Annotated in this window: 24 protein-coding genes; 18 read left to right on the top strand and 6 right to left on the bottom strand. The window is 73.5% G+C overall.

What is annotated here, in order from left to right:
* Positions 1-101: 101 nt before the first annotated feature.
* Positions 102-1,280 carry a DUF3866 family protein gene (locus tag O4J56_RS20530; protein ID WP_270687829.1) on the bottom strand — a complete coding sequence of 393 codons (1,179 nt, stop codon included), beginning with the start codon at positions 1,278-1,280 and terminating at the stop codon, positions 102-104.
* Positions 1,281-1,354: 74 nt separating this feature from the next.
* Here O4J56_RS20530 and O4J56_RS20525 point away from each other — a divergent pair, with 74 nt between their 5' ends.
* The 14 genes from O4J56_RS20525 to O4J56_RS20460 all read left to right on the top strand — a co-directional run bounded on the left by O4J56_RS20525 (position 1,355) and on the right by O4J56_RS20460 (position 18,175).
* On the top strand, positions 1,355-3,382 hold the full coding sequence (locus O4J56_RS20525; RefSeq protein WP_270687827.1) for a helix-turn-helix transcriptional regulator: 2,028 nt from the start codon (positions 1,355-1,357) through the stop codon (positions 3,380-3,382).
* Positions 3,383-3,501: 119 nt separating this feature from the next.
* The gene (locus O4J56_RS20520) at positions 3,502-3,690 is read left to right on the top strand and encodes a hypothetical protein (RefSeq protein WP_270687825.1); all 189 of its coding nucleotides are present in this window, start codon (positions 3,502-3,504) and stop codon (positions 3,688-3,690) included.
* 81 nt (positions 3,691-3,771) lie between these two features.
* Positions 3,772-4,080 (top strand): twin-arginine translocase TatA/TatE family subunit, encoded by a 309-nt coding sequence (locus tag O4J56_RS20515; protein WP_270687832.1) that lies wholly within the window; start codon positions 3,772-3,774, stop codon positions 4,078-4,080.
* A 137-nt stretch (positions 4,081-4,217) separates the two neighbouring features.
* Entirely contained in the window at positions 4,218-5,024 is an 807-nt protein-coding gene (gene tatC, locus O4J56_RS20510) for a twin-arginine translocase subunit TatC (protein WP_270687824.1), read from the top strand.
* 78 nt (positions 5,025-5,102) lie between these two features.
* Positions 5,103-5,471: a DUF397 domain-containing protein gene (locus O4J56_RS20505; RefSeq protein WP_270687822.1), complete on the top strand. Its 369-nt coding sequence runs from the start codon at positions 5,103-5,105 to the stop codon at positions 5,469-5,471.
* 109 nt (positions 5,472-5,580) lie between these two features.
* Positions 5,581-6,486 carry a diacylglycerol/lipid kinase family protein gene (locus O4J56_RS20500; protein ID WP_270687820.1) on the top strand — a complete coding sequence of 302 codons (906 nt, stop codon included), beginning with the start codon at positions 5,581-5,583 and terminating at the stop codon, positions 6,484-6,486.
* A 62-nt stretch (positions 6,487-6,548) separates the two neighbouring features.
* Positions 6,549-9,419 (top strand): DEAD/DEAH box helicase, encoded by a 2,871-nt coding sequence (locus O4J56_RS20495; RefSeq protein ID WP_270687818.1) that lies wholly within the window; start codon positions 6,549-6,551, stop codon positions 9,417-9,419.
* A gap of 274 nt (positions 9,420-9,693) precedes the next feature.
* Positions 9,694-10,854 carry a glycosyltransferase family 4 protein gene (locus O4J56_RS20490; RefSeq protein ID WP_270687817.1) on the top strand — a complete coding sequence of 387 codons (1,161 nt, stop codon included), beginning with the start codon at positions 9,694-9,696 and terminating at the stop codon, positions 10,852-10,854.
* A gap of 148 nt (positions 10,855-11,002) precedes the next feature.
* A complete protein-coding gene (locus tag O4J56_RS20485; protein WP_270687816.1) occupies positions 11,003-11,605 on the top strand; it encodes a DUF4352 domain-containing protein in 603 nt (200 codons plus the stop codon).
* Between the two features lie 170 nt (positions 11,606-11,775).
* Positions 11,776-12,924, top strand: a complete 1,149-nt coding sequence (locus tag O4J56_RS20480; RefSeq protein ID WP_270687815.1) for an acyl-CoA dehydrogenase family protein — start codon at positions 11,776-11,778, stop codon at positions 12,922-12,924.
* Between the two features lie 252 nt (positions 12,925-13,176).
* The gene (locus tag O4J56_RS20475; protein WP_270687814.1) at positions 13,177-14,409 is read left to right on the top strand and encodes an ABC transporter ATP-binding protein; all 1,233 of its coding nucleotides are present in this window, start codon (positions 13,177-13,179) and stop codon (positions 14,407-14,409) included.
* Positions 14,402-15,706 carry an ABC transporter substrate-binding protein gene (locus O4J56_RS20470; RefSeq protein ID WP_270687813.1) on the top strand — a complete coding sequence of 435 codons (1,305 nt, stop codon included), beginning with the start codon at positions 14,402-14,404 and terminating at the stop codon, positions 15,704-15,706. Before O4J56_RS20475 ends, O4J56_RS20470 begins: the two co-directional genes overlap by 8 nt.
* A gap of 121 nt (positions 15,707-15,827) precedes the next feature.
* Positions 15,828-17,243, top strand: a complete 1,416-nt coding sequence (locus tag O4J56_RS20465) for a carbohydrate ABC transporter permease (RefSeq protein ID WP_270687812.1) — start codon at positions 15,828-15,830, stop codon at positions 17,241-17,243.
* Positions 17,240-18,175, top strand: a complete 936-nt coding sequence (locus tag O4J56_RS20460; RefSeq protein WP_270687810.1) for a carbohydrate ABC transporter permease — start codon at positions 17,240-17,242, stop codon at positions 18,173-18,175. The genes O4J56_RS20465 and O4J56_RS20460 overlap by 4 nt, the downstream gene beginning before the upstream one ends.
* An 89-nt stretch (positions 18,176-18,264) precedes the next feature.
* Here O4J56_RS20460 and O4J56_RS20455 read toward each other — a convergent pair whose 3' ends face one another.
* The 5 genes from O4J56_RS20455 to O4J56_RS20435 form a co-directional block, all read right to left on the bottom strand.
* A complete protein-coding gene (locus tag O4J56_RS20455) occupies positions 18,265-19,488 on the bottom strand; it encodes an ABC transporter ATP-binding protein (RefSeq protein WP_270687809.1) in 1,224 nt (407 codons plus the stop codon).
* Between the two features lie 1,292 nt (positions 19,489-20,780).
* Positions 20,781-21,179: a hypothetical protein gene (locus tag O4J56_RS20450; RefSeq protein ID WP_270687808.1), complete on the bottom strand. Its 399-nt coding sequence runs from the start codon at positions 21,177-21,179 to the stop codon at positions 20,781-20,783.
* Positions 21,180-21,612: 433 nt separating this feature from the next.
* Complete coding sequence (locus O4J56_RS20445) at positions 21,613-21,816, bottom strand: hypothetical protein (RefSeq protein ID WP_270687807.1); 204 nt, start codon at positions 21,814-21,816, stop codon at positions 21,613-21,615.
* 641 nt (positions 21,817-22,457) lie between these two features.
* A complete protein-coding gene (locus O4J56_RS20440; RefSeq protein ID WP_270687806.1) occupies positions 22,458-22,628 on the bottom strand; it encodes a DUF397 domain-containing protein in 171 nt (56 codons plus the stop codon).
* A complete protein-coding gene (locus O4J56_RS20435) occupies positions 22,615-23,430 on the bottom strand; it encodes a helix-turn-helix domain-containing protein (RefSeq protein WP_270687805.1) in 816 nt (271 codons plus the stop codon). Before O4J56_RS20435 ends, O4J56_RS20440 begins: the two co-directional genes overlap by 14 nt.
* A 233-nt stretch (positions 23,431-23,663) precedes the next feature.
* On the opposite strand from O4J56_RS20435, the gene O4J56_RS20430 reads away from it, so the two are divergent.
* From O4J56_RS20430 to O4J56_RS20415, 4 genes are all read left to right on the top strand, one after another.
* Positions 23,664-23,990, top strand: a complete 327-nt coding sequence (locus O4J56_RS20430) for a hypothetical protein (RefSeq protein ID WP_270687804.1) — start codon at positions 23,664-23,666, stop codon at positions 23,988-23,990.
* Positions 23,987-24,199, top strand: coding sequence for a hypothetical protein (locus tag O4J56_RS20425; RefSeq protein WP_270687802.1), 213 nt, complete (start codon positions 23,987-23,989; stop codon positions 24,197-24,199). The genes O4J56_RS20430 and O4J56_RS20425 overlap by 4 nt, the downstream gene beginning before the upstream one ends.
* A gap of 251 nt (positions 24,200-24,450) precedes the next feature.
* The gene (locus O4J56_RS20420) at positions 24,451-24,927 is read left to right on the top strand and encodes a UTRA domain-containing protein (protein ID WP_270687800.1); all 477 of its coding nucleotides are present in this window, start codon (positions 24,451-24,453) and stop codon (positions 24,925-24,927) included.
* A 68-nt stretch (positions 24,928-24,995) separates the two neighbouring features.
* Entirely contained in the window at positions 24,996-25,229 is a 234-nt protein-coding gene (locus tag O4J56_RS20415) for a hypothetical protein (RefSeq protein WP_270687799.1), read from the top strand.
* Positions 25,230-25,350: the final 121 nt, after the last annotated feature.

Here is a 25,350-nt window from a genome sequence, read left to right as displayed (position 1 = left end):
CGCGACCACGGAGCTCGGCGGCCACCGCCCCGACCGGGGAGGACACCGGCACCCCATGAACCAGAACCTGAGGCGGCCCGGAAGCGTCGCCTCTCCCGGGATCAACGCGGGGTCCGCCCGAGCAGCCGGGCCGCGTGGCGGCCCGCGGCGGCCGACGCAAGGAAGCACGCCTTGTCCTCGTCCAGCGTCCGGCCCATGGTCGACAGACGCAGCGGCAGTTCCCGCAGCGCCTCCTCCAGGCCGTCCACGGAGACCTCCACCAGCCGGTGCCGGCCGCCCAGCGGGGCGGCCTCCGCCGCCACGCGCTCGCCGAACGCGCCCGGCAGCACCGGAACCGGCACGTCCGCCCGCGCCGCGGCGACCTTCCCGTAGGCGGTCAGGCTGTGGTGCGACACCCCCCGGTGGCGCTCGCGCGCGTCGGCCCCGCTCACCCGCAGCGCGGCCACCGGGCGCCCGCCCAGCACCGACGCCGCGTTGACCGCCTCGCCCGCGGCCACCCCCGAGAACCCCCACGGCGTGCCCGTGCCCAGGTTCCCCGGCCCCTGCGCGACCACCGCGAGGTCGGCGCCCAGCACGTGCCGGGCGGCCAGCAGCCCGCTGTGCACCGTCACCGCCTCCAGGTCGCCGCCGAAGGCCTGCCCGGTGGTCACCGTGGCCGTCAGCAGCCCCGCCTCCCGCAGGGCCGCCGCCGTCCGGGAGAACGCCGCCGGGAGCGCTCCGCCGTCGAGCATCACGTACACCGCGCGCAGCCCCGGCCGCTCCAGGTGGGCCCCGGCCAGCACGGCGGGCAGGGCCGAGTGCAGGTCGGCGGTGACCACCGGCATGCCGTCCACGCTCTCGGCGTCGCGCAGCAGCTCATGGGTGGGGGCGTCCTGCCCGTCGGCGCCCAGGACCGCGGTCTGCACCGGGGTGTAGCGCGCCTTGACCAGGTGGCCGGGGGCGGGCGCGTCCGGCGGCAGCCGGTCCGGCAGGGCCACCACCATGGCGTACCCGCCGGTGCCCAGCCCCAGGTCCAGGGCGGTGGTGTTGAGCAGCACGCGGTCGCCCTCCTCGGGGCTGCCGACCAGGTCGGTGTAGGCGAGGGCGCGGCATGTGGCCGCTGTGCCGCCGGCGCCCGGGGAGGCGTCCGCAGAGGGGCCGGCACCGCCGTGCGCGGGAGCGCCCGCCGGGGGGTCCCCGGAGCCGTCCCCCAGGCCGGGCCCCAGCCGGACCTCCAGCTCGACCGCGCCGGGCCATTCCCGGCCCGTCCCCAGTACCCGTCCTTCACGCCATCGAATCACGGAAATGACGGTACCTTCGGGGCTGAAGGCCGCCTCGGCGGCGCGCGGCGATGCGGGGAGGAACGGATCCGCCGATGTCCAGAAAGAAGACGGAGCGCCAGCTCAACCTGGTGATCTGCCTGCTGTCGACCCGGCGGTACCTCACGGCCCGGGAGATCCGTGCGACCGTGGCCGGATACGAGGAGGCCGACAGCGACGGCGCGTTCAAGCGCATGTTCGAGCGGGACAAGAAGGAGCTGCGCCAGAGCGGCATCCCCGTCGAGACCGGCGGCGGGGACATGTGGAGCGGCGAGGAGGGCTACCGCATCTCGCGCGCGGCCTACACCCTCCCCGAGATCGAGCTGCTCCCCGACGAGGCCGCCGTGCTCGGCCTGGCCGCCCGCGCCTGGCGGCACGCCGCGCTGGGCGAGGCCGCCGCCGGGGCGATGATGAAGCTGCGCGCCGCCGGGGTGCCCACCGACTCCGACGCCGCACCCGCGGTCACCCCCGTGCTCGCCACCGACGAGCCCGCCTTCCTGCCCATGTGGCAGGCGGTGCGCGACCGCCGCCCGGTCGCCTTCGACTACCGCAAGCCGGGAGCGCACGCCCCCGAGCGGCGGGTGCTGGAGCCCTGGGGCGTGGTCAACGTGCGCGGTCGCTGGTACGTGGCCGGGCGCGACCGCGACCGCGGGGAGCGGCGCGTGTTCCGCCTCGGGCGCGTGGCGGGCGAGGTGGAGGTGCTCTCCTCGGGCCCGCCGGTGCGCGTCCCCGACGGGGTGGACGTGCGGTCGGTGGTGCGCGCGCACCGCTCCGAGCCCGAGTACACCGCCCGCCTGCTGGTGGCCGAGGGCTCCGCGCACGAGCTGCGCCGCGCCGCCCGGCGCGTCGAGGCCGGGGCGCGGCTGGACGAGGGCCGCGACGGCCGTCCCGGGCGGACCTGGGACCTCCTGGAGCTTCCCTACGCCGACCTGCGGCACCTGGTTGGCGCGGTGGCGCGGTTCGGCGACCGGGTCGTGGTCACCGAGCCCGCCGACGCGCGCGAGGCCGTCGTGGCCCACCTGCGCGCCGTCGCCGACCGCGCCCCGGAGGGGGAGGGCGCCGGGGACGGCGCCGCCGGGGACGGCGCGGGGGACCGGCGGGTCAGCGCCTCGGCCGAGCAGCTGCGCCGCCTGCTGATGCTGGTGCCCTACGCGCTGAGCCACGACGTGCGGGTGCCGGACGTGGCGGCCTCCTTCGGCCTGTCCGAGCGGCAGGTGCTCAAGGACCTGTCGCTGCTGTGGATGTGCGGCCTGCCCGGGTACACCCCCGGCGACCTGATCGAGGTCGACCTGGAGGCGGCCGAGGAGACCGGCGAGATCATCATCGGCAACGCCGAGGCGCTGGCGGCCCCGCTGCGGCTCACCGCCGACGAGGCGGCCAGCCTGATCGTCGGCCTGGAGCTGCTGGGCGAGCTGCCCGGCGCGGCCGGCGGCGACGCCCTCAAGCGGGTCGGCGAGAAGCTGCGGGCCGCCGCGGGCGCGGCGGCCGAGGAGTTCGCCGACTCGGTCGCCGTCCGGGTGGACCTGGACGAGGACGAGCGGGAGAAGCAGCGCCGCTGCGGCGAGGCGCTGCGCGCCGGGCAGCGGCTGCACCTGCGCTACCTGTCCGGCTACGAGGACGAGGTCACCGAGCGCGACGTCGAGCCGATGGGGCTGGTCGTCCAGGACGGGCACGCCTTCCTGGAGGGCTGGTGCCGCCTGCGCGGCGGTGTGCGGCTCTTCCGGATGGACAGGGTCCTGGACCTGACCGTGCTGCCGGAGGCGGCGCGGGTGCCCGAGTCGGCCCGGCGGCGGGACCTCAGCGGCGGGGTCCTGCAGCTCTCCGAGGACGACGCGCGGGTCACCCTGGAGCTGGAGCCCGAGGCCCGCTGGGTGGCCGAGGACTACGTGTGCAGCGGCCTGGAGGAGCTGGGCGGCGGCCGCCTGCGCGCCACCCTGCGCAGCCCGGCGCCGCGGTGGGTGCGGCGGCTCGTCCTGCGCCTGGGGCCGCAGGCGCGCGTGGTGGCCCCGGCCGAGCTGGCCGAGCGGGTGCGCGAGGACGCCGCCCGCGCCCTGCAGGGGTACGGCGACCGGCCCAGGGGGTGAGGGGGCGGCGCGGTTTCGGCCGGAAGGCCCCGGGTCCGGCCGGATCGTGATGTATTCGTCCGGTGCGCGACACTTGTGGGCCGGGCGGGTTTCACGTTCGACCGAGTATGGTGGTGGTCGTGCTCGCGATCCTCGGCCTCGCCGCTGTGACCCTCGTCGGCCTGCTCCTCGTGGCGGTGCTGACCGCCCGCATGCTGGCCGAGCTCCGCCGCCTGCGCGCGCAGGTCGAGCGGACCCGGGGCGAGCTCGAACCGCACTACCGCGCCTACCGTGCGCGGACCCGCGGCGCGGGCCAGGGGGTCCGATGAGCCCCCGAATCGGGCGCCGCCGGAGAGCGCGTACGATCAAAGGTGCAGGTAGCGCCTGGGAAAGAGGTTGAAGTCATGGGTATGGACTTTCGGACGCTGCTGATCCTGCTGCTGATCGCACTCCTGCTGTTCGGCGCGTCCAAGCTGCCCACGCTCGCGCGTTCGCTCGGCAAGAGCGCCCGCATCCTGAAGACCGAGGCCAAGGGCCTGGTGGACGAGGAGAACGGCGAGCGCAAGGAGGGCCAGGAGGCCGCCCAGGAGGGCCAGGCCCCGTCCGCGCAGGCGCAGGGCGCGCAGGCCCAGCAGCAGGAGCGCCAGTACCCCGAGCTCCCCGCGGGCCAGCGGATCGTGAACGAGAAGGGCGAGCCGGTCCGGCGGTACGAGGACTGACCGGCGCGGGCGGGCGGTGCGCCCGCGGTTAGGGACGGACAGGATCGCGGGCCCGAGCGGCCCGCTTCGAGGAGCGTTTGCGGGCGATGCAGTACGGGCGACAGCGGCGTAGGCCCCCCAAGGACCCGGAAGGGCGCATGCCGCTGATGGACCACCTGCGCGAACTGCGCAGCCGGGTCGTCAAGGCGGCCCTGTTCATCGCCGTGGGCGTCGCGGCCGGGTTCGCCGTGTTCGACCCGGTGTGGAGGGCGCTGCAGGCGCCCTACTGCCGGCTGCCGGCCGAGGTCCGCGACGGCGGCCAGGGCTGCGAGCTCATCTTCACCGGCATCTTCGACCCCTTCTTCCTGCGCTTCAAGGTCGCCATCGTCATCGGGCTGCTGGTGGCCAGCCCCTTCTGGCTCTACCAGCTCTGGGCGTTCGTGGCCCCGGCGCTGCGCGGCAAGGAGAAGCGCTACACCTACTTCTTCGTCGCCGCCGCCGTGCCGCTCTTCCTCACCGGGTCCGGGCTGGCCTACTACATCACCGGGCTGGCGCTGCAGGTCCTCTTCGGGTTCGCCACCGAGGACATGGTGGCGATGATCACCATCACGAACTACCTGAACTACATGATCCTGATGATCCTGGTGTTCGGGTTCGCGTTCGTGACGCCGCTCCTGGTGATCCTGCTGAACCTGCTCGGGGTGGTCACGCACGCCGGGCTCGCCAAGTGGCGCCGGCTGATCATCTTCGCCATCTTCGTGCTGTCGGCCATGGTCACCCCGGCCGAGCCGATCTCCATGCTGGCGCTGGCGGTGCCGCTGATCGTGCTCTTCGAGATCGCCGAGCTGTTCTGCCTCCTGCACGACCGGCGCCGGGCCGCGGGGGAGGACGACGGGCTCGCCGACGACGAGCTCTCCCCGCTGGATGACGCCGAGGACGCCGCCGGGGACGACGCGAGGCGCTAAGGTCGCCCCGTAGCGGCCTGTGCGCCCCGGGTGGCGGACCCCGGGGCCGGGCCTCCCCTCGCCGGAAAGGACTCGGCCATGAGCGAAGAGAACAAGCGCGAACTCCCGCCCGAGGCCATGGGCAACGAGAAGTGGCACGACACGACGGACGCGGTCTGGTACCGCTCGTCGCTGTCGCGGGAGGACTCCGAGGCGATCGTGGAGGTCGCCAAGTTCGATGACGGCTTCCGCGCCGTGCGCGACGGCAAGAACCCCGACAAGGGGATCCTGTTCTTCACCCCGCAGGAGTGGGAGGCCTTCGTGCTCGGCGCGAAGGACGGGGAGTTCGACATCCCCGAGGAGTACCTGACCGAGGAGGAGCGCCGCATCCAGCGCGGCGAGGTCGAGGTGCACGCGGTGCCCTCGCCCCTGAACAAGCGCCGCCCCGAGGACGAGGGCCAGGGGTAGGACGAGGAGGAGGCCGAGGGGGCGCGGCGGGCTACCGGTCGGTATCCTCGCTGCACCCGGGCTCGCCCGGGTGCAGCCCCCCGGATCCGGCCTGACAGGAAAGCCCCCCATGTCGCGCAGCATCGCCGTCCTCGTCAACCCGTCCTCCCGCGGCGGCCGGGCCGCCGTGGCCGCCCGCCGCCTGCTGGACGAGCTCCGCTCCGCCGGTGCGCACACCACCGTGCTGGCCGGGCGCTCGGCCGCCGACAGCGCCCGGCTGGCCCGGGAGGCCGCGGAGAAGGGGCCGGACGCGCTGGTCGCGGTCGGCGGCGACGGGCTGGTCAACACCGCCCTGCAGGGCCTGGTGGGGACCGGCGTGCCGCTGGGCGTTCTGCCCGCCGGGACCGGCAACGACATCGCCCGGGAGTTCGGCATCGGCCCCTCCCCGGCCGAGGCCGCCCGCCGCGCGTTGCGCGGGTACGCGGTGGAGGTGGACGCGGTCTCCTGCGCCGGGGGCGAGCGCGGCCCCGGCTTCCACTACCTGAGCGTTCTGGCCTGCGGGTTCGATGCCCGCGTCAACGAGCGCGTCAACGGTTTCCGCCTCTCCCTGGGGTCGGCCAACTACCTGGTGGGCATCGCCGCCGAGCTGCGCGCGTTCCGCCCGGTGCCCTTCCGCCTGGAGGTGGACGGGCGCGTGCTGGAGGCCGAGGGCATGCTGGCGGCGGTGGGCAACACCCGCAGCTACGGGGGCGGTGTGCGGGTGTGCCCGGGGGCCCGCTCCGACGACGGGCTGCTGGAGGCGGTGTTCGTGCACGCGGTCGGGGTCCGGGACTTCCTGCGCTTCTTCCCCCGGGCGCTGAGCGGGTCCCACGTGGAGCTGGACGAGGTCGAGGTGCTGACCGGGCGCCGGGTGGCCGTCGAGGCCGAGCCGGGCGCCGACGGGCGCCCGGTGTCCGGGTACGCCGACGGCGAGCGGGTGGGCGCCCTGCCGCTGGTGTGCGAGGCGGTGCCGGGCGCGGTGCGGCTCCTGCAGTGACCGGCGGCCCCGGTGTGTCCGGTCGTCGCCGCCCGTGTCCGGAACGCCATAGGCTGGGGGCGATGAGTACGCACGCCGAGCGGTACGCCGCGTTCCGCCGCCGACAGGCCCAGAGCAGTCCCGACATCGAGGACTTCCAAGGGCTCTACGGATTCGAGTTCGATCCCTTCCAGGTGCGGGCGTGCCGGGCGCTCGAACAGGGCCACGGAGTGCTGGTCGCCGCCCCGACCGGGTCGGGCAAGACCATCGTCGGCGAGTACGCCGTGCACACGGCGCTGCGCGACGGGTCCAAGTGCTTCTACACCACGCCGATCAAGGCGCTGTCCAACCAGAAGTACAACGACCTGGTGGCCCGCTACGGGGCCGACCGGGTCGGGCTGCTGACGGGGGACAACAGCGTCAACGGCGAGGCGCCGATCGTGGTCATGACCACCGAGGTGCTGCGCAACATGCTCTACGCCGGCTCGCACACCCTGTCCGGGCTGGCGTTCGTGGTCATGGACGAGGTGCACTACCTCGCCGACCGCTTCCGCGGCGCGGTGTGGGAGGAGGTGATCATCCACCTCCCCGAGTCGGTGCGCATGGTGGCGCTGTCGGCCACCGTCAGCAACGCCGAGGAGTTCGGCGAGTGGCTGCAGCAGGTGCGCGGCGACACCACGGTCATCGTGGACGAGAAGCGCCCGGTGCCGCTGTGGCAGCACGTCATGGTCGGCCGCAGGCTGCACGACCTGTTCGTCCCGGCCGAGGACGCCTCCGGCGGGGACGACGGTGACGGGGACGGCGGCTCCGGGCGCAGGCGCACCCGCAGGCGCGACCGCGACCGGCGCGGCGGCGGTGGCGCCGACCCGGCCGTGCACGTGGAGGTCAACGGCGAGAAGATGCGGATCAACCCGCGCCTGATCCGCTTCGCGCTGGAGGACGACCGCATCACCCAGCTGGCGCACCGGCGGCGCCACCCGCAGAGCCGGGCCAAGGGCGGGCCGCGCCCGCGCGCCAAGCACGCCCCGCCCAGCCGGGTCCAGATCATCGACGAGCTCGACCGCGACGGCCTGCTCCCGGCGATCACCTTCATCTTCAGCCGCGCCGGGTGCGACGCCGCGGTGCGTGAGGTCGTCGGCTCCGGACTGGTGCTGACCACCGAGGAGGAGGCGGCCGAGATCCGCGACTACGCGGAGCGGCAGTGCGCCGACATCCCTCCGGCGGACCTGGCGGTGCTGGGCTACCACGACTGGCTGCGCGCCTTGGAGTGCGGCGTGGCCGCCCACCACGCCGGGATGCTGCCCACCTTCAAGGAGGTGGTGGAGGCCCTGTTCTCCCGCGGCCTGATCCGCGCGGTGTTCGCCACCGAGACGCTGGCGCTGGGCATCAACATGCCCGCCCGCACGGTGGTGATGGAAAAGCTCGACAAGTGGAACGGTGAGACCCACGCGCCGCTGACGCCGGGCGAGTACACCCAGCTCACCGGGCGCGCGGGGCGGCGCGGTATCGACGTCGAGGGCCACGCGGTGGTGGTCTGGCAGGCCGGGACCGACCCCGAGGCGGTGGCGGGCCTGGCCAGCACCCGCACCTACCCGCTGGACTCCAGCTTCCAGCCGTCCTACAACATGGCGGTCAACCTGGTGGGCCAGGTGGGCCGGGAGCGCAGCCGGAACATGCTGGAGGCCTCCTTCGCCCAGTTCCAGGCCGACCGGGCGGTGGTCGGGCTGGTCAAGCGGCTGCGCAAGCAGGAGGAGGCGCTGGCCGGGTACGCCGAGGCGGCCGAGTGCCACCTGGGCGACTTCATGGAGTACGCGGCCCTGCGGCGGCGGCTCAGCGACGTCGAGGCCGAGGGGTCGCGCAGCCGCAACGCGCGGCGGCGGGACGAGGCGGTCGAGGCGCTGGGGCGGCTGCGCCCGGGCGACGTGATCAGGATCCCGGCAGGGCGCAGCCGCGGCTACGCGGTCGTGCTCGACCCGGGACTGCGCGGCGACATGCCCGCGCCGCTGGTGCTCACCGTCGACAAGCAGGTGCGGCGGGTCAACGCGGCCGACTTCCCGACGCCGGTGGAGGCGGTCGGGCGGGTGCGGGTGCCCAAGTCGTTCTCGGGGCGCTCGCCCAAGTCGCGGGCGGACCTGGCGGCGACGCTGCGCAACAAGCTCAACGACGGGTCCATCGACACCCGGGGGGCGGCGCCGGTGCGCGGCCCCAAGGAGGAGGACCCGGAGATCGCGCGGCTGCGCGCCGAGATGCGGCAGCACCCCTGCCACGGGTGCGCCGACCGGGAGGACCACGCGCGCTGGGCCGAGCGCTACTTCCGGCTGCAGAAGGAGACCGACGGGCTGCGGCGCCGTGTCGAGGGGCGGTCGCACGTCATCGCGCGCACCTTCGACCGGGTGTGCGGGGTGCTCCAGTCGCTCGGCTACCTGGACCAGGAGAGCGGGGACGAGGTCACCGACGACGGGCGGGTGCTGGCGCGGCTGTACTCGGAGCTGGACCTGCTGGTGGCCGAGTGCCTGCGCCGCGGCGTGTGGAACGAGCTGGACCCGCAGGAGCTGGCGGCGTGCGTGGCCTCCCTGGTGTACGAGTCGCGGCGCAACGACGACCCGTTCCCCCGGGTGCCGGACGGCCCGGCGGGGGAGGCGCTGGAGGAGATGGAGCGCCTCTGGGGGGAGCTGCACGAGACCGAGCGCGAGCACCGGGTGTCGTTCCTGCGGCGGCCCGACATGGGGTTCGTGTGGGTCGCCCACCGCTGGGCGCGGGGGGACCGGTTGGACCGGATCCTCGGCGAGGCGGAGATGCCCGCGGGCGACTTCGTGCGGACGGCCAAGCAGCTGATCGACCTGCTGGGCCAGATCGCCGCGGCCGCCCCGGAGGAGGGCGGCGTCCGCCGCACCGCCCGAAGGGCCGTCGACCTGGTCAAGCGCGGCGTGGTGGCCTATTCGTCCGTGGGCTGAGGGGAAGCCGACCGGGCGGCGTATCCCGGGCACGGGTGCGGGTCGTTCGATGGGGCGAGGGCGGTGATTCCGCCACTCGTCCGGCCGCTTGGTGGTTGAATCGCCACTCTGGATGCCCGGCCCGGTGCGGAGGAGTCCGATGTCGCCCGGGCGGTGAGGGGACCAACGGCCCGAACCGGGGCGCGCCCGGTGTGGCGCGGGGGAGCGGCGGGCAGGGTCTCCGATCATGCGGTGGGGGCCGTGGGAGCGCCCATGAGAGGAGCGGACGTCGCCGATGCCTGAGCGGACCCTGATGGTCACCAACGACTTTCCTCCCCGCGAGGGCGGGATCGAGGTGTTCGCCTACGAGATGGCGCGGCGGCTGGCCGGGCCCGACGGCGCCGGGGTGACCGTCCTGGCCTCCGGGCGGCGCGGCGGCACGGCCGGTGAGAGCCCCGAGCGCTTCGACCGCCGCCAGCCCTTCGAGGTGGTGCGGGTCGACACCGGCATGCTCCTGCCCACGCCCAAGGTGGCCCGCCGGGCCGCCGCGCTGGCCGCCGAGCGGGGGTGCACGCGGGTGGTGTTCGGCGCCGCCGCGCCCCTGGGGCTCATGGCGGGGCGCCTGCGCCGTGACGGCGGGGTGCGGCGCATCGTCGGCCTCACCCACGGGCACGAGGCGTGGTGGGCGCGCCTGCCGGGGACCCGCCAGGCGCTGCGGCGCATCGGGGACGGCGCCGACCACCTGACCTACATCGGCGGCTACACCCGGGACGCGATCGCCCCTGCACTCTCGCCCGCCGCGCGCGACCGCATGGTGCGCCTGGCGCCGGGCGTGGACACGGGGCTGTTCCGGCCGGGCGGCGACCCCTCCCAGGTGCGTGAGCGCCACGGCCTGGGGGAGGGGCCGGTGGTGCTGAGCGCCTCCCGGCTGGTGCCCCGTAAAGGCGTCGACAGGCTGATCCAGTCGATGCCGTGGGTACGGGCGCGCTTCCCCGACGCGCGGCTGCTGGTCGTCGGCGACGGGCCGGACCGCGACCGGCTGCGGCGGCTGGCGGAGTGGACCGGCGTCGAGGAGGCGGTGGTGTTCGCCGGCCCGGTGGCGCACGACTCCATGCCGCCCTACTACGCGGCGGCCGACGTGTTCGCGATGCCGTGCCGGACGCGCAGGCTGGGCTTCGAGGCCGAGGGGCTGGGCATCGTCTTCCTGGAGGCGGCGTCGAGCGGCCTGCCGGTGCTCGCGGGGTCGTCCGGCGGCGCCCCGGAGACGGTGGCCCACGGCAGGACGGGCTACGTGGTCGACGGCGGCGACGCCAAGGAGGTCGCCGAACGGATCGCCCAGGTGGTGGGCGCCGAGTCGTCGGCCAAGGCGATGGGCGAGGCGGGCCGCAAGCGCGTGGAACGCGCATGGACGTGGGACGGCGCCGCCGAGCGCCTGGAGAGCCTGCTGGCGGAATAGCGGCAAGGCGCTCGCCAGGGCGGAATGTGGTGACAAAGACGGACGCTGACCTGGATTCCTTCGCGTCTGCCCTTTTCATCCCGCGCGATGTAGCCTTGATCCCTGGGGGTGCGTGCCTGGTACCCCCGCCTCGGGCAAGGGAGCCGTCATGGAGACGAGGCTCGTCCTTACGGCGCTTATTTCCGCGATCGTGGCGCTCGCCGTCGGTTTTCTCGGGGGATGGTTCTCCTATCAGGCTTATCTCTCCGCCTCATTGTCCGATATCGCGGCGGGCATCGAAGAGGACGCACCGGAGGCAGGGGACCAGGGCGAGCCGGTCGAGGAGGAGCCGGTCGCGGAGGAGTCGGGAGACGGCGTCGGCGCCGTGGCGCCGGAGGCGACCGGCCCCTCGGACGGCCTGTTCGAGTACGAGATCGACGGCACCGACACGGTCGATGCGTACAAGGACGAATTCTGCGGGGAGACGCACCAGCCGTCGGGGGAGCGGTTCATCGTCCTGGAGATCACGGCGACGAACATCGGAGACGGAGCGTCGATGCCGGCCGTGGACCCGGGAGAGGTGACCGGCTGGACCGAGGACGGCAGGGCCTTTGAAACGTCCTGGGACGTCTGTTCGTTCGCCGATGAGATCAACCCTGGCACCTCGACCCGCTACGAGGTCGTCTTCGACGTCCCGAAGGGGACGGAGTTCGCCGTGGTCCAGCTCTCCGGGTACGAGGCGCCGGATGTGGCGGTGATCGCGGCCGGGTAGGCGGTGGGTGCCCCCTGCCCGGCGCATGAGGCCGGCGGCGCGCTGCCCGGTGGGGCCTTTCCGCCCCGGACCTCCCGGGTCGTTGGGGTATGGGCTACAGTGCGGCATGTCACCATGTAGTAGGACGACCGAATAAATGGGCGTCCCCGTGTGAGCTGGTAGGGAACGATATGGCCGTTGAGCGCACGCTGCCCACCTCTGAGGGCCGGGACCTCCTCGAACTCGTCCGTGAGCTGGCGGTCAAGGAGGTCGCCCCGCGTGCGGCGGAGGGGGAGGAGAACGCCGAGTTCCCCCGCGACCTGTTCGCCCTGCTGGGCCGCTCCGGGCTGCTCGGGCTGCCCTACCCCTCCGAGTACGGCGGCGGCGACCAGCCCTACGAGGTCTACCTCCAGGCGGTCGAGGAGCTGGCCGGGGCCTGGCTCGCCGTCGGCCTCGGGCTCAGCGTGCACACCCTGTCCTCCTACCCCGTGGCGGCCTTCGGCTCCGACGAGCAGAAGGCCCACCTGCTCCCCGGCATGCTCGGCGGCGACCTCCTCGGCGCCTACTGCCTGTCCGAGGCCCACTCCGGCTCCGACGCCTCCGCCCTGTCCACCCGGGCGCGGCGGGACGCCTCCGGGTACACCGTCGACGGCTCCAAGTCCTGGATCACCCACGGCGGCCGCGCCGACTTCTACACCCTCTTCGCCCGCACCGGCGGCCCCGGCGCCTCCGGCATCAGCTGCCTGTACGTCCCGGCCTCCACCGAAGGGGTGGCCGCCGACGCCCCCGAGCGCAAGATGGGCATGTCCGCCTCGCCCACCGCGGTGGTGCGCTTCGACGGCGCCCGCGTGGGCACCGACGCCCTGGTGGGGGAGGAGGGTGCCGGGTTCGCCATCGCCCTGTCCGCCCTGGACTCCGGGCGGCTGGGCATCGCCGCCTGCGCGGTGGGCGTGGCCCAGGCCGCCCTGGACGCCGCCGTGGACTACGCCAAGGAGCGCCGCCAGTTCGGCCGCCCCATCGCCGAGCACCAGGGCCTGTCCTTCATGCTCGCCGACATGGCCACGAAGGTGGAGGCCGCACGCGAGCTCTACCTGGCGGCCGCCCGCCGCCGCGACGCCGGCCGCCCCTTCGGGACCCAGGCGGCCATGGCCAAGCTCTTCGCCACCGACACCGCCATGCAGGTCGCCACCGACGCCGTCCAGGTGCACGGCGGCTACGGCTACACCCGCGACTTCCCCGTCGAGCGCTACATGCGCGAGGCCAAGGTCCTGCAGATCGTCGAGGGCACCAACCAGATCCAGCGGATGGTGATCGGGCGCGCCCTGACCGGCGCGCGCTGAGGCCCGGCGCGCCTCCGGACCGCGCCCGCGCGACCGCAACCGGCCACGGGCGCGGCATCCGGTTTGACGCAAGGAAAACAGATTCGTAACAGGCGCCCGCCGATCACTATTAAGGCGGGACATTGCCTGATACCACAATGGCGTGAGCCGATGTGGCCCACGGCACAGCGTGTCCCCACCCCCGATGGGCCCGCCCGTCCCTGAGGAGGAGGCGGCGCGCGCCGTACGGATCGGGGCGGGTGGAGGCGCAACGTGGCGAGAGTCCGCTTGGACGGCGTGTACAAGATCTATCCCGACGGTACGCGCGCGGTCGACGACCTGCACCTGGACATCGCCGACGGCGAGTTCCTGGTGCTCGTCGGCCCCTCCGGGTGCGGGAAGACCACCGCACTGCGCATGGTGGCCGGACTGGAGGACATCAGCCGCGGCACCGTCGCCATCGGCGAGCGCACCGTCAACCGGGTGCCCGCACGCGACCGCGACGTGGCCATGGTCTTCCAGAGCTACGCCCTGTACCCCCACCTGACCGTCCGCGACAACATCGCCTTCGGCCTCCAGCTGCGGCGCATGCCCAAGGCCGAGATCGCCGAGCGGGTCGCCAAGGCGGCCGCCACCCTCGGCCTCACCGACCACCTGGACCGCAAGCCCCGCAACCTGTCCGGCGGCCAGCGCCAGCGCGTGGCCATGGGCCGGGCGATCGTGCGCAACCCCCAGGCCTTCCTGATGGACGAGCCGCTGTCCAACCTGGACGCCAAGCTGCGCGTGCAGATGCGCGCCGAGATCTCCCGCATCCAGCGCGACCTGGGCGTCACCACCGTCTACGTCACCCACGACCAGGTCGAGGCGATGACCCTGGGCGACCGGGTCGCGGTGATGAAGAAGGGCGTGCTGCAGCAGGTCGCCCCGCCCCAGGAGCTCTACGAGCGCCCCGTGAACCTCTTCGTCGCCGGCTTCATCGGCTCGCCCGCCATGAACCTGCTCCAGGGCCGCCTGGAGGGCGACGGCGACGGAGCCCTCCTCCATCTGGGCGACCAGGCCCTGGGCGTGCCCCGCGCGCTGCTGGCCGAGCGCCCGGCGCTGCGCGGCTACCTCGGCCGTGGGATCGCCGTGGGCATCCGCCCCGAGGACATGGAGGACGCCGACCTGGACGGCGCCGGGACCGACGGCGCGGCCGTGCTCTCCTCCACCGCCGACCTGGTGGAGGCCCTGGGCGCGGAGCTGCTGGTGCACTTCGCCGCCGACGCCCCGCCCGTGGTCACCGAGGACACCCGCGAACTCGCCCGGGACGCCGGGGCCGACGACGCGGCCGCCCCCGGCGGCGGCGCGATGATCGCCAAGTTCAGCCCCCGCTCACAGGTGGCGGAGGGCCGCCCGGTGCGGATCCGGGTCGACACCGGGCGCCTGTACTTCTTCGACCCTGACAGCGGTGCCGGGATCTGGGGGGAACCCGGGGAATCGGACTCCAGAGAGGTGCGCGATGACTGAACACGCATGGAGGCTGCGCGGCGGTGTCGCCGTCGCCGCGGCGGGAGCGCTGCTGGCGGCCGGGTGCGCGCCCGGCGACGGCGGCGCCCCGGGCGGCGGCGACCTGCAGGGCGTGCAACTCAAGGTCGCCGCCAAGTGGACCGGCGTGGAGCAGGACAACTTCGTCGAGGTGCTCAGCGCCTTCGAGGAGGAGACGGGCGCCACCGTCGAGTACGAGCCCACCGGCGAGGACACCGGGGCCTACCTTGGACCCAAGATCGAGGCGGGCGAACCGCCGGACGTGGCGCTGCTGCCCCAGCCCGGCCTCCTCGAGGAGTACGCCGCCCAGGACGCCCTGGTGCCGCTGTCCGGCGACGCCGCGGCCGCCCTGGAGGAGAACTACACCGACTACTGGAGCGACCTGGGGTCGGTCGACGGCGAGCCCTACGGCATCCTGCTCAAGGCCGCCCACAAGTCGATCGTCTGGTACCGCCCCGAGGCCTTCGACGCCGCCGGGGTCCAGCCCCCGCAGACCTGGGACGACATGGTGGGCACCACCGCCTCCACGCTCTCCGACGCCGGGGAGACGCCGTTCGCGATGTGCGGCGCCTCGGGCTGGACGCTCACCGACTGGTTCGAGAACGTCTACCTGTCCCAGGCCGGCCCCGACAAGTACGACCAGCTCACCGCGCACGAGATCCCCTGGACCGACGACTCGGTGGTCGACGCGCTGGAGACCATGGCCGAGGTCTGGGGCGAGGGCGACTACATGGCCGGCGGCACCGACGGCGCCGTGCAGACCGATTTCCCCACCTGCGTCACCCAGGTCTACGGGCAGCAGGACGCCGCCATGGTCTACGAGGCCGACTTCGTGGCCGCCAGTGCCGCCGAGGCCGGGGCCACCGTCGGCGACACCGCCCAGGCCTTCCCCTTCCCCGCGGTCGGCGACGCCGCCCCGGTGGTGGTCGGCGGCGACATCGCGGTGGCCATGAGCGAGAACGAGGGCACCCAGGAGCTGCTGGCCTACCTGGCCTCGCCCGAGGCCCAGACCACCTGGGCCGGGCTGGGCGGCTACCTGTCGGCCAACTCCCAGGTGCAGCCCGACGCCTACACCGACGAGTTCACCCAGCAGCTCTCGCAGACCGTGCTGGACGCCGGTGAGGACGTCCGCTACGACATGTCCGACCAGGTGCCCAGCCAGTTCGGCGCCACCGAGGGCCGCGGGATGTGGGCCGTGCTGCAGGACTTCCTGCGCGACCCGGGCGACCCCGAGGCGACCGCCCAAGAACTGGAGGACGCCGCGCAAGAGGCGTACTGACCCGGCCGGTCCGGCGGCCCCCGCACCCCGGGGCCGCCGGGCCCGCCGCCCCTTCGGCACCCCCCGACAACCGGAGAGGAGGGCGCGCGGCGCGCCCACCGGCGGGCCGCGCCGCACCGCGATGGCCCACACCCCCCAGCCGCCGGACGCGGACGGCGGCGCCGGCACCGTACCCGGCCCCGCGGACCCCGGCCCGCCCGGGCCCGACGGGACACGCACCGACGAGCAGGAGCCCGGACGCGCGGGAGCCCTGGGCCCGCCGAGCTGGCTGGCGCTGGCCTTCCTGCTGCCCGCCCTGCTGTTCCTCGGCGCCTACATGCTCTACCCCATCGGGTTCTCCGTGTACCGGAGCCTGTGGGACGCCCCCGGCACCACGTTCGTGGGGATCGACAACTACATCCGGATGTTCACCAACCCGCCCACGTTCGTGGCGCTGCGCAACAACGTGGTGTGGGTGGTGGTCGCGCCCATCGTGGTCACCGTCGCCGGGCTGATCTTCGCGGTGCTCACCGAGCGCATCCGCTGGGCCACCGCGTTCAAGCTCGTGGTCTTCATGCCGATGGCGGTCTCCTTCCTGGCCTCCGGCGTCATCTTCCGCCTCGTCTACGAGCAGGACCCCGAGCGCGGGCTGGCCAACGCCGTCATCACCACCGTGCAGGACACCGTCGCCCCGGCCGGGGACTACCCGGACGCGAGCCCCCGCGACGGCTCGGGCGTGGAGCCCGCGGACGGCGGCGGCTTCCGGCTCGGCGCGGAGGTGACCCCGGGGGACGAGCCCGCGATGGTGCCCCTGGTCGGGATCGCCGCCGACGACCTGCCCGGCGCGGCCGAGCCCGCCCGGGCGCCCGAGGCCCCCGCCGGCGACGCGGTGGCGGGCACCGTCTGGCTGGACTTCACCCCGGGCGGGGGAGGGACGGAGGGCGCCGTCGACCCCGAGGAGCGCGGGCTGCCCGGCGTCGGGGTGCGCCTCGTCGACGCCGACGGAGCGACCGCCGCCACCACCGAGACCGCCGACGACGGCACCTTCGCCTTCGAGGGCGTGGCCGGCGGCGCCTACACCGTGGAGCTGGACCCGCGCGACTTCTCCGAGCCCTACGCGGGCGTGACCTGGCTCGGGCCGACGGTCGTCACCCCGGCGATCATCGGCGCCTACCTGTGGGTGTGGGCGGGCTTCGCCATGGTGCTCATCGCCGCGGGGCTGTCGGCGATCCCCCGCGACGCCCTGGAGGCGGCGCGGGTGGACGGCGCCACCGAGTGGCAGGTCTTCCGCCGGGTCACCGTGCCGCTGCTGTCCCCGGTGCTGATGGTGGTGTTCGTGACCCTGATGATCTACGTGCTGAAGATCTTCGACCTGGTCTTCGTCATCGCACCGGGGTCGGTGCAGGCCGACGCCAACGTGCTGGCGGTGGAGATGTGGCGGGTGGCCTTCGGCGCCAACGACCAGGGGCTGGGCAGCGCGCTCGCGGTGTTCCTGCTGGTGCTGGTCGTGCCCGCGATGGTGTTCCAGATCCGACGGTTCCGCCGGGAGAACTCATGAGCGACGACGCTGCGACCACGGCGCCCGCGGGCGCGGGGCCGGACCCGCTGGCGGGGCCCGACGGCGCCGAGGGGGCGCCCCGGCGGTCGGCGGCCGCCCGCGCGGCCGCCCGGCTGGGCTCGGGCGCGGTCCAGCTCCTCCTGGTGCTGATCGCGCTGTTCTGGCTGGTGCCCACGCTGGGCCTGTTCGTGTCCAGCCTGCGGGCCCCGGCCGACAACGCCTCCTCGGGCTGGTGGACCGTGCTGGCCCGCCCGGCCGAGCTGACCCTGGAGAACTACGCCGGGCTGCTGGACAACCCGACCTTCGTGGGGTCGTTCTGGAACACGGTCCTGATCACCGTCCCCTCCACCCTGCTGATCGTGGCGATCGCCGCGCTGGCGGGGTACGCGTTCGCGTGGATGGAGTTCCCCGGCCGGGACTGGCTCTTCCTGGGCGTGGTGGGGCTGCTGGTGGTGCCCATCCAGGTGGCGCTGGTGCCGATCGCCCAGCTCTACGGCGGGGCCGGGATCTACGGCTCGATCGTGGGGGTGGTGCTGTTCCACGTGGGGTTCGGGCTGCCGTTCGCGATCTTCCTGCTGCGCAACTTCTTCGCGGCGATCCCCCGGGACCTGCTGGAGGCGGCGCGGATGGACGGCGGCCGGGAGCTGACGATCTTCCGGCGGGTGATCCTGCCGCTCGGCGGACCGGCGATCGCGTCGCTGACGATCTTCCAGTTCCTGTGGGTGTGGAACGACCTGCTGGTGGCGCTGGTGTTCGCCGACGCCGCCAACCAGCCCATGACCAAGGCGCTGCAGGCCGAGATGCGCCAGTTCGGGGCGAACATCGACGTGATCTCCTCGGGCGCCTTCATCTCCATGGTGGTGCCGCTGGTGGTGTTCTTCGCCTTCCAGCGCTACTTCGTGCAGGGCGTCATGGCGGGCGCGGTCAAGTAGCCGCCGTCCGGGGTGCACGGACCAGCAGGCGGGGGCGGGGCGCTTGCGCCCCGCCCCCGCCCTCGCTCAGGCCGTGCCCTGTGCGGGCCTCAGCGGTTGTCGGGGTGGCCGATGGCCAGCCCGCTGTCCTTGTCGAAGAAGTGGAGCTGGGTGACGTCCACCGACAGGGTGATGGGCTGCCCGGGCCGCACCTCGCTGCGCGGGTTGACGCGCGCGGTGAACACCGACTTGTCGCCCGCCAGGGGGAGCGTGGCCGCGGCGGCGTCCTCCTCGCCGTCCCCGGCGGCGTCGGCGGCCAGCGCGGCGGCCTCCTCGTGCTGCACCGGCGGGGCGTCGACGCTGAAGATCACGTTGATCTCGGTGCCCAGCTCCTCGGTGACGTCGGCGGTCACCCGCATGTCCGCGCCCTCGTGCGGGGCGAGCGCCGCGTCGTCGAAGTCGGAGGGGCGGATGCCCAGGATCAGCTGGCGCCCGAAGTAGTCCTTGAGGCCGTCGCGGGAGGCCACCACGCCGGCGGGGACGCTGACGGTGTGGTCGGCGAACTTGAGCACCGCGCCGTCGCCGTCGCGCTGCAGCTCGGCGCCGACGAAGTTCATCGCGGGCGAGCCGATGAACCCGGCGACGAACAGGTTGACCGGGTTGTTGAACAGGTTCTTGGGGGTGTCGACCTGCTGCAGGCGGCCCTCGCGCAGCACCGCGACCCGGTCGCCCAGGGTCATCGCCTCGACCTGGTCGTGGGTGACGTAGACGGTGGTGACGCCCAGGCGCTCGTGCAGCTGGTTGAGGGAGGCGCGCATCTGCACGCGCAGCTTGGCGTCCAGGTTGGACAGCGGCTCGTCCATGAGGAAGGCCTGGGGCTCGCGGACGATGGCCCGCCCCATCGCCACACGCTGGCGCTGGCCGCCGGAGAGCGCGGCGGGCTTGCGCTTGAGGTAGGTCTCCAGGCCGAGCATCTCGGCGGCCTCCTGCACCCGGCGCTGGATCTCGGGCTTGGCCACCTTGCGCAGCTTCAGGCCGAAGGCCAGGTTCTGCTCGACCGTCATGTGCGGGTACAGGGCGTAGTTCTGGAACACCATGGCGATGTCCCGGTCCTTGGGCGGGCGGTCGTTGACCACCTCTTCGCCGATGACCAGGTCGCCGGCGGTGATCTCCTCCAGGCCGGCGATCATCCGCAGGGCGGTGGACTTGCCGCAGCCCGACGGGCCGACCAGCACCATGAACTCGCCGTCGGCGATCTCCAGGTTGAGGTCGTCGACGGCCTTGACGCCGCCCGCGTAGACCTTGTCGACCCCGTCGAGGACGATTTTCGCCATGCTCGGGCTCCCGTGTCCGTGAGTGACCGATCCCGTGATCGATCCGACCTGACGTTTCGATCACATCGAACACGATCGGGCGGTTCTTGTCGATAGCGGAATCGATTTCGATCCGATTTCGGTCACAACGGGGCGGGAGGGGCGCGGGTGGGGGGAGCGCGCGGTGGCGGGCGGGTGACGGCCCGTGGGCGAAGTGGCGCCGAATCGTCAGGGTGCGTTAGCCTGTCGGCGGTTATCCCTTTCCGGACGCTTCGCGCGCCCGCGCCGGATCCACTCCGGGGCCGCGGTCCCGACACGGGCGGCGGTGGTTGCAGCGGAGGGACCGGAGTCTGGGTAATCTACTGACCAGTCCAGCACTGGACGGACCGGTCGAGCGGTCCGGCGCGTGCCCCACCGGCCGCCGCACCACGCACCAGGTGCGCTCGGAGGTCGGGTAGGCGCCGGGGTTCCGCGACCGGGCGGGGGGTTGGACCCGGAAAAGGCCCGAACATCCAGTAGACAACGGTCTCCGCGCTCGCCGCCGACGAGACGGATCCGGTCCGAAGGGTGCTTTCGGGCCTTTTCCGCGTCCCCCCATACCCCGCCCCGACGGGGCGGCCGTCCGGGAGGACGCCCGCCGCACGGCGGAAGGCGCGGGGAGGCCAGGGGACTCCGGGCCGCGGCACCCCCGCGCCGGGCGTCCCTCCGGGCCGGCACCGGCGATCCCCTGGCCCTCCGCGCCCCCACACGCCTCACGCGCTCACCGCCCTGTCCGGGGACGGCCCGACGCGCCGTCAATCCCGTGATCGGCGGCCTGCCCCTCGGTAGGTGGGCCCATCCGGCAGCGCCGTCGGCCGAAGCGCGTGTGCGTGCTCACCGCGAAGGGCGGCGACGGAGACAGCGGGGGCGGTTCCCTGGCCCCGCCTGTCGACCGTCGGGCTCCTCGCGGTCCAGGAGGGCGGCGGCGCACGGGAGACGAGCGGTCGGCTCATCCGTGGCGGCAGTCAGGTCGGTGTGGCCCCACTAGGCGCCACATTTCCGGCATACCGGACATAAGGAGAAGGGTTGCCGAGCATTCGGTGATCCTGCGTGGTGAAACCGACGGTTTCAGGGCGATCGCGTGTCGGTTCCACCACGCATGTTAGGGCGGCGTTCCTTCAGGGGCGTCGCCCTTTCGCACGTCAGAGCGGGGGCGCCTGACCTGCGGTGTCGCGGCTGGGCGGTCGGCGGTGTGCCATCGTGTGACACCGTGCGACAGGCTATGTCGTGCTTCCCGGGCCAGAGACGGGCCAACGGGCCAGTGTCGGCGCTGGTCAGGGGGTTTGGTCCGGGGGCGGTGGCACGAACGGCCCGTGGGCCCGTAGCGCTCGGGCTTCGGCCTTCATGCCCCGGCGCTCGTCCAAACGCCGCTGTAGCGGGTTGGCGGACCGGTCGGGCTCGAACACCGCTACCCGGCCCTCCACGACCGTGGTGCGCACGCGCACGCCCCGGATGCGCCCGGCGAGTCTCCCGGCGGCGCGGGCCTCCTCGCGCTGGGCGTCGTCCTGGCAGTCGATGACCACGGCCCCGCTGCGCTTTAGCCCCTCGGCGATCCGGTGGGCATAAGCGGTGCGCTCGGCCCTGGCCTCGGCCTGGTGTGCCTGCTGCCGTGCGTGGGCGCGGCGGGCCGTGGGGGCGGCGTCGATGCGGACCACGGGGGCCTTGTCGGTCATAGGGGCGACGCTACCCCGACCCCGGGCCGCGTGTCTCGGGCCGGTGGGGAATCCGTCCTCGCGCCCGGACGGTGGGCGGTAGCGGCGCGGGCGCTGCTCCGACGCCCGGGCGGGGCTCGATGCCCCGGCGGGGCGTGGCCCGTCCCCGGATTCACCCCGTTCCCGGCCGCGTACCTGAGGGCGGACGGGTCCGGACACGGCGGGAGCGTCGGGGCGGGAGGCCGGGCGGCCGTAAGCTCGCGCCGTGCGGCGGGGCCCCTCGGGCTCCACCGCTGCTCCCCGCCTGGGCCGCCCGGCCTTGGGGGCCCGCCCCGACGCGGGAGCGTGGACGGACCCGGCCGACCGGGGGATGCGGCCTGTCCCCGCCGCGTCGCGGGGCCGGTGAACGCGCGAAAAGGCCCGACCCCGTGCGGGGCCGGGCCGGGTGCGGCCTCTAGCTCTCGGCGTCCTCCTGGGCGTCGTCCTCGGCCATCTCCCACTCGACGGCGGCCAGTACCTCGGTGCGAAGCTCCCGGGGAAGGGCGAAGGCGAGCCGGAGCCCGGCCTGTACTTCGGCGGGCTCGTCGGAGGTGATGAGGTAGGCGGCGCGGCGCGCGGCGAGGATCGCGCGGGGGTTGCCGGTCGTGGTGGCGGTCATGTCGGCCTCCGGGGGGTCGGTCCGTCCTGACGTAGGGCCGTCTCCGACCGGGTCCCGCCCGGCGGTGGACAAGGTGGAGCACTCCACGACTGAACGACCTTGGCCACCGCCGGGCGGGACCTGGTAGGCACGTGAGTCAGGGCGGGGCGGCCCCGTTCGGGCCGTCCGGTGCCACGGTCGAAGCGCTGGCGCGGTCCTGGTACCGGGGCACCTGCCGTCACCCGGCGCACAGCCGAACGGCGGGCGGGAGGGGGTGGTGTGGTGCCCCGGGGCTGCGCCTGCCGGAGCGGAGCGGAGGCCGGCGCGCTGTGACCTGCGGAAATGTGGTGTTCCGGGGTTGTCCCTGCGCGGGCGGGCGCGCCTGGGGCGAGGTGCGGGGGCGGTGAGCGCTGGGAGCGGTGGGAGGCCGGGGAGCGACGCGGCGCGGGCGCCGTGCGAGCACGCGACGGAGGAGCGCGCGCAGCACGGATGCCCGCGTGAGCGGAGCGACCCACGGCCGACTGCCCGCGACGTGGCGAAGCCCGCCCGCGCGAAGCGCGGGCGGGCCTTGATCCTGTAGGGAAACTCCTCACACAGCCGATGCCCCTGCCTGAACCGCGCCGTCAGCCGGGCCGCCCATCCTGCTGCAGGACCGGGGTGCCTCAGAGTTCGGGCTGCTCAAGCGCCCTAAGGAAGGCGCTCCACTCGGCGACCGGGAACTCAAGGTGCCCAAGCTCCCGGTTCTGGGTGTCCCTCACAGCGGTGCTGGCTCCGTCAGCTACTTCGACGCAGTTAGAGCCCCCATCGCTGTAGCTGCTCTTACGCCACTTCATCGTCCAACCTCTTCATCTCATCCCGGAGCCTGGTCAAGGCCGCTTCCGGGCTGGTGGCCGCCCCTTGGAGCGCGGCGAACTGCATCCGGTACCGGGCTACATCTACCGCATTGGTGACGATCTGCCCTTCATGGGGGGTTTCGGCGAACATCACGTCTGGTTCGTTGTCAGTCGTGATCAGCTTAAACGCCCCCGAGTTGCCCGGATGGCGGGGCGTATCCGCAGGTATGAGCTGCAGAGTGATCCTCTCGGCCTGGGCCAGCTCGTACACATAAGCGAACTGGTCCCGCATGACCTCCGGCGATCCGTACCGCCGCTGCAGGATCGTCTCATCCAGTGCGAGCCAGACCCTGGGCCGCGGCGTTGTCGTCAGCCGTCGTGAACGCTCGGCCCTGCCTTCGGCTCGGGCTTGGACGTCGTCCTCGGAAAGCCACTGCGCTCCGTACCGCATGAGGGTCGCGGCGTACTCCCTGGTCTGCAGATAGGCCGGGAACACAAGGACTTGGTAGTCATAGATCGCGCTCGCGCTCTGGATCAGCTCGGCGACTTCGACGCGCCACGCGTCCCGCCCTGAACCGGTCAGTCCCTCCCAGACGCGTTCCAGGCGCCCGAACCCGATCGCCTGGTCCAAGCGCATCCGGAGGTCCCGCGAAGGTTCGGTGTTGCCGCGCTCAACCTCGGAGATCTGGGACTTACTGCAGCGCACCTTGTTGGCTAAGGCCGTCTGTACAAGTCCGGCCTCGTTCCTCAAGCGCCGCAGCTCTGCACCGTATGCCTGAAGTACTCGCTTGTCGGGGGGCATGCGTCTATCACATCACGAACGGTGGCGCACCGTCTGGACCCATTCCACAGAATTCCAGTGGCACTGGAACTCCTCCAGGGAACTGACAAGCCCCTTCACCTGGGTCATTCCATCCACAAGGCTGACGCCATGGACGACGGGGGTTCGCTTCTCCCGTCCTCCGCACAGCAAACCCCCGCGACGCGGGCTGGCGTCCGGGGGCGTGGCCCCACCTACCTGCGAGGTGAGACGACATGGACGATACCCCCCGCCCAGGCGCGGACGCGCCCGACCTCCCGCCCGGGATCGAGTCGGCCCGGCGGCAGTGGAACCGGGCCCACCCCGGCTGGGTGGCCTCCTACCTTCCCAACGCTCCTGCCGACTGGCGGTGGGTGGCCGACCTGACCCGGCAGCCCACCCCCGCTGAGGTACAGCGCGGCCTGAACCCCACCCTGTACGCCCCCACCCTGGACGGGCTCTCGGAGGTGGTCGGCGCTGAGATGGAGCACCAGGCCCGGCACGCGGGCGGGCACCCCCACCCCCCGGTGGCGGGGCAGCCGTGGGGCGGTGATGCGGCGTGAGCGCCTGCCTTCCCGACCTGCCCGAGTACCGGAGCGCGGTCGCCCGCATCATGCGGCTGGCGGCCTGCCACGGCTACCGGCTGACCCGTGAGCCCGTTCCCGGCGGGCAGCTCTACACGCTCTCGGAGGCGGACGGCTCGGTGGTGGCCAAGCGCTGCTACCTGGCCGGGATTCAAACGGTGCTGCGCCGAAAGGGCGTGGACTCCTGAAAGCCGCCCCCCGCCCGCCGGTTCGAGCGTGCTCCTGGCGGGTGGGCGGGCACCCATCGTGCCGTGCGGGTGTCCGGGGGCACCTGCCCGGTACGGCCCTGCCCCGGGCCCTCGGGGTGGGGCGGCGGCCCGGTGGCCTGCGCATCGGGGTGTTTTGTCCTGCGGGGGATGCGGGCCCCCTTGCCGGGCGCCGGGCCGTCCGACCCGTGCAGAGACAGGAAAGGCCGACGTTGCACGACATTCGCAGAGACATGCCGCACGCGCTCACCAATTGGGCGCTGGGCCACCCGGTCAACCCGCTCACCGCGCGCGGGGTCGCGGTGGACAAGACGGTTCCCCCCGATGATGTGCGGCGGGTCTTCGGGCTGGCCTGCGGGGTGCCGATGCTCCAGCGGTCCCGCCGCTACACCGACGCCGCAGGGGAGACCGTCCAGCTCGCCACCTCGTTCCTTCCGTTGGAGGCGATCGGGCAGTGGGCCTGGCGAACCGATACCGGTCCGGGCGGGGTGTATGCGCGGCTGGCGGACATGGGGTTGGAGCCGGTGCGCTTCCGGGAGGAGTTGCGCACGCGGCTGCCCAGCGAAAAGGAGGAAGCCGCGTTCGGCTCGCCCGGCCCGGTGGCGGCCATCACGCGCACCGCCTACAGCGCGGATGAGGAGCCGGTGGAGGTGGCGCGGCTGGTGCTGGCCGGGCACCGCCACGTGCTGTCCTACTCCTTCACCGTCTGACCCCCGCCCCCGCCTTCCCTGCCCCTGATGGGAGAAGCATGTGCCCCTCATGCCTTGATCCGGCCACGGTGCGGACACGGACCCGGCCCGGCGGCGGGTTCGCCCTGGCGCTGGACGGTGCGGGAACGCGTCTGCTGGTGCCCGCTGATGCGGGTGCGGTGCCGGTGCTGAACGCGCTGGCGCTGGCCGCGCTCCACCAGTACGCCACCGCCGACCCCAAGAGCCTCGCGGGGCCGTGGTGGCACGCGGTCTCGGACCGCACCATCGTGGTTCGGGACCTGCTTCAACGGAGCGCCGCTTAAGGCCCCGCCCCCACTGAGCCTGTCTATGGGCAAGCCCTCTCCCTCATCCCCCGGGGAGAGGGCTCTTCTAGTGGGTCACGGACTTCCGGTCTACCCCTGACCTGCATGGATCCGCACCGAC

This window comes from Nocardiopsis endophytica, assembly GCF_027706725.1.
Taxonomy (GTDB): domain Bacteria; phylum Actinomycetota; class Actinomycetes; order Streptosporangiales; family Streptosporangiaceae; genus Nocardiopsis_A; species Nocardiopsis_A endophytica.
Note: the sequence above shows the minus strand (reverse complement) of the source record. Positions and strands in the feature narration are given on the sequence as shown.

Coding starts and splice junctions, on each gene's coding strand:
- O4J56_RS20525 (WP_270687827.1), top strand. CDS start 1,355: ATGTCCAGAAAGAAGACGGAGCGCCAGCTCAACCTGGTGATCTGCCTG.
- O4J56_RS20515 (WP_270687832.1), top strand. CDS start 3,772: ATGGACTTTCGGACGCTGCTGATCCTGCTGCTGATCGCACTCCTGCTG.
- tatC (WP_270687824.1), top strand. CDS start 4,218: ATGCCGCTGATGGACCACCTGCGCGAACTGCGCAGCCGGGTCGTCAAG.
- O4J56_RS20505 (WP_270687822.1), top strand. CDS start 5,103: ATGAGCGAAGAGAACAAGCGCGAACTCCCGCCCGAGGCCATGGGCAAC.
- O4J56_RS20500 (WP_270687820.1), top strand. CDS start 5,581: ATGTCGCGCAGCATCGCCGTCCTCGTCAACCCGTCCTCCCGCGGCGGC.
- O4J56_RS20495 (WP_270687818.1), top strand. CDS start 6,549: ATGAGTACGCACGCCGAGCGGTACGCCGCGTTCCGCCGCCGACAGGCC.
- O4J56_RS20490 (WP_270687817.1), top strand. CDS start 9,694: ATGCCTGAGCGGACCCTGATGGTCACCAACGACTTTCCTCCCCGCGAG.
- O4J56_RS20485 (WP_270687816.1), top strand. CDS start 11,003: ATGGAGACGAGGCTCGTCCTTACGGCGCTTATTTCCGCGATCGTGGCG.
- O4J56_RS20480 (WP_270687815.1), top strand. CDS start 11,776: ATGGCCGTTGAGCGCACGCTGCCCACCTCTGAGGGCCGGGACCTCCTC.
- O4J56_RS20470 (WP_270687813.1), top strand. CDS start 14,402: ATGACTGAACACGCATGGAGGCTGCGCGGCGGTGTCGCCGTCGCCGCG.
- O4J56_RS20465 (WP_270687812.1), top strand. CDS start 15,828: ATGGCCCACACCCCCCAGCCGCCGGACGCGGACGGCGGCGCCGGCACC.
- O4J56_RS20460 (WP_270687810.1), top strand. CDS start 17,240: ATGAGCGACGACGCTGCGACCACGGCGCCCGCGGGCGCGGGGCCGGAC.
- O4J56_RS20455 (WP_270687809.1), bottom strand. CDS start 19,488: ATGGCGAAAATCGTCCTCGACGGGGTCGACAAGGTCTACGCGGGCGGC.
- O4J56_RS20450 (WP_270687808.1), bottom strand. CDS start 21,179: ATGACCGACAAGGCCCCCGTGGTCCGCATCGACGCCGCCCCCACGGCC.
- O4J56_RS20445 (WP_270687807.1), bottom strand. CDS start 21,816: ATGACCGCCACCACGACCGGCAACCCCCGCGCGATCCTCGCCGCGCGC.
- O4J56_RS20440 (WP_270687806.1), bottom strand. CDS start 22,628: ATGAAGTGGCGTAAGAGCAGCTACAGCGATGGGGGCTCTAACTGCGTC.
- O4J56_RS20435 (WP_270687805.1), bottom strand. CDS start 23,430: ATGCCCCCCGACAAGCGAGTACTTCAGGCATACGGTGCAGAGCTGCGG.
- O4J56_RS20430 (WP_270687804.1), top strand. CDS start 23,664: ATGGACGATACCCCCCGCCCAGGCGCGGACGCGCCCGACCTCCCGCCC.
- O4J56_RS20420 (WP_270687800.1), top strand. CDS start 24,451: ATGCCGCACGCGCTCACCAATTGGGCGCTGGGCCACCCGGTCAACCCG.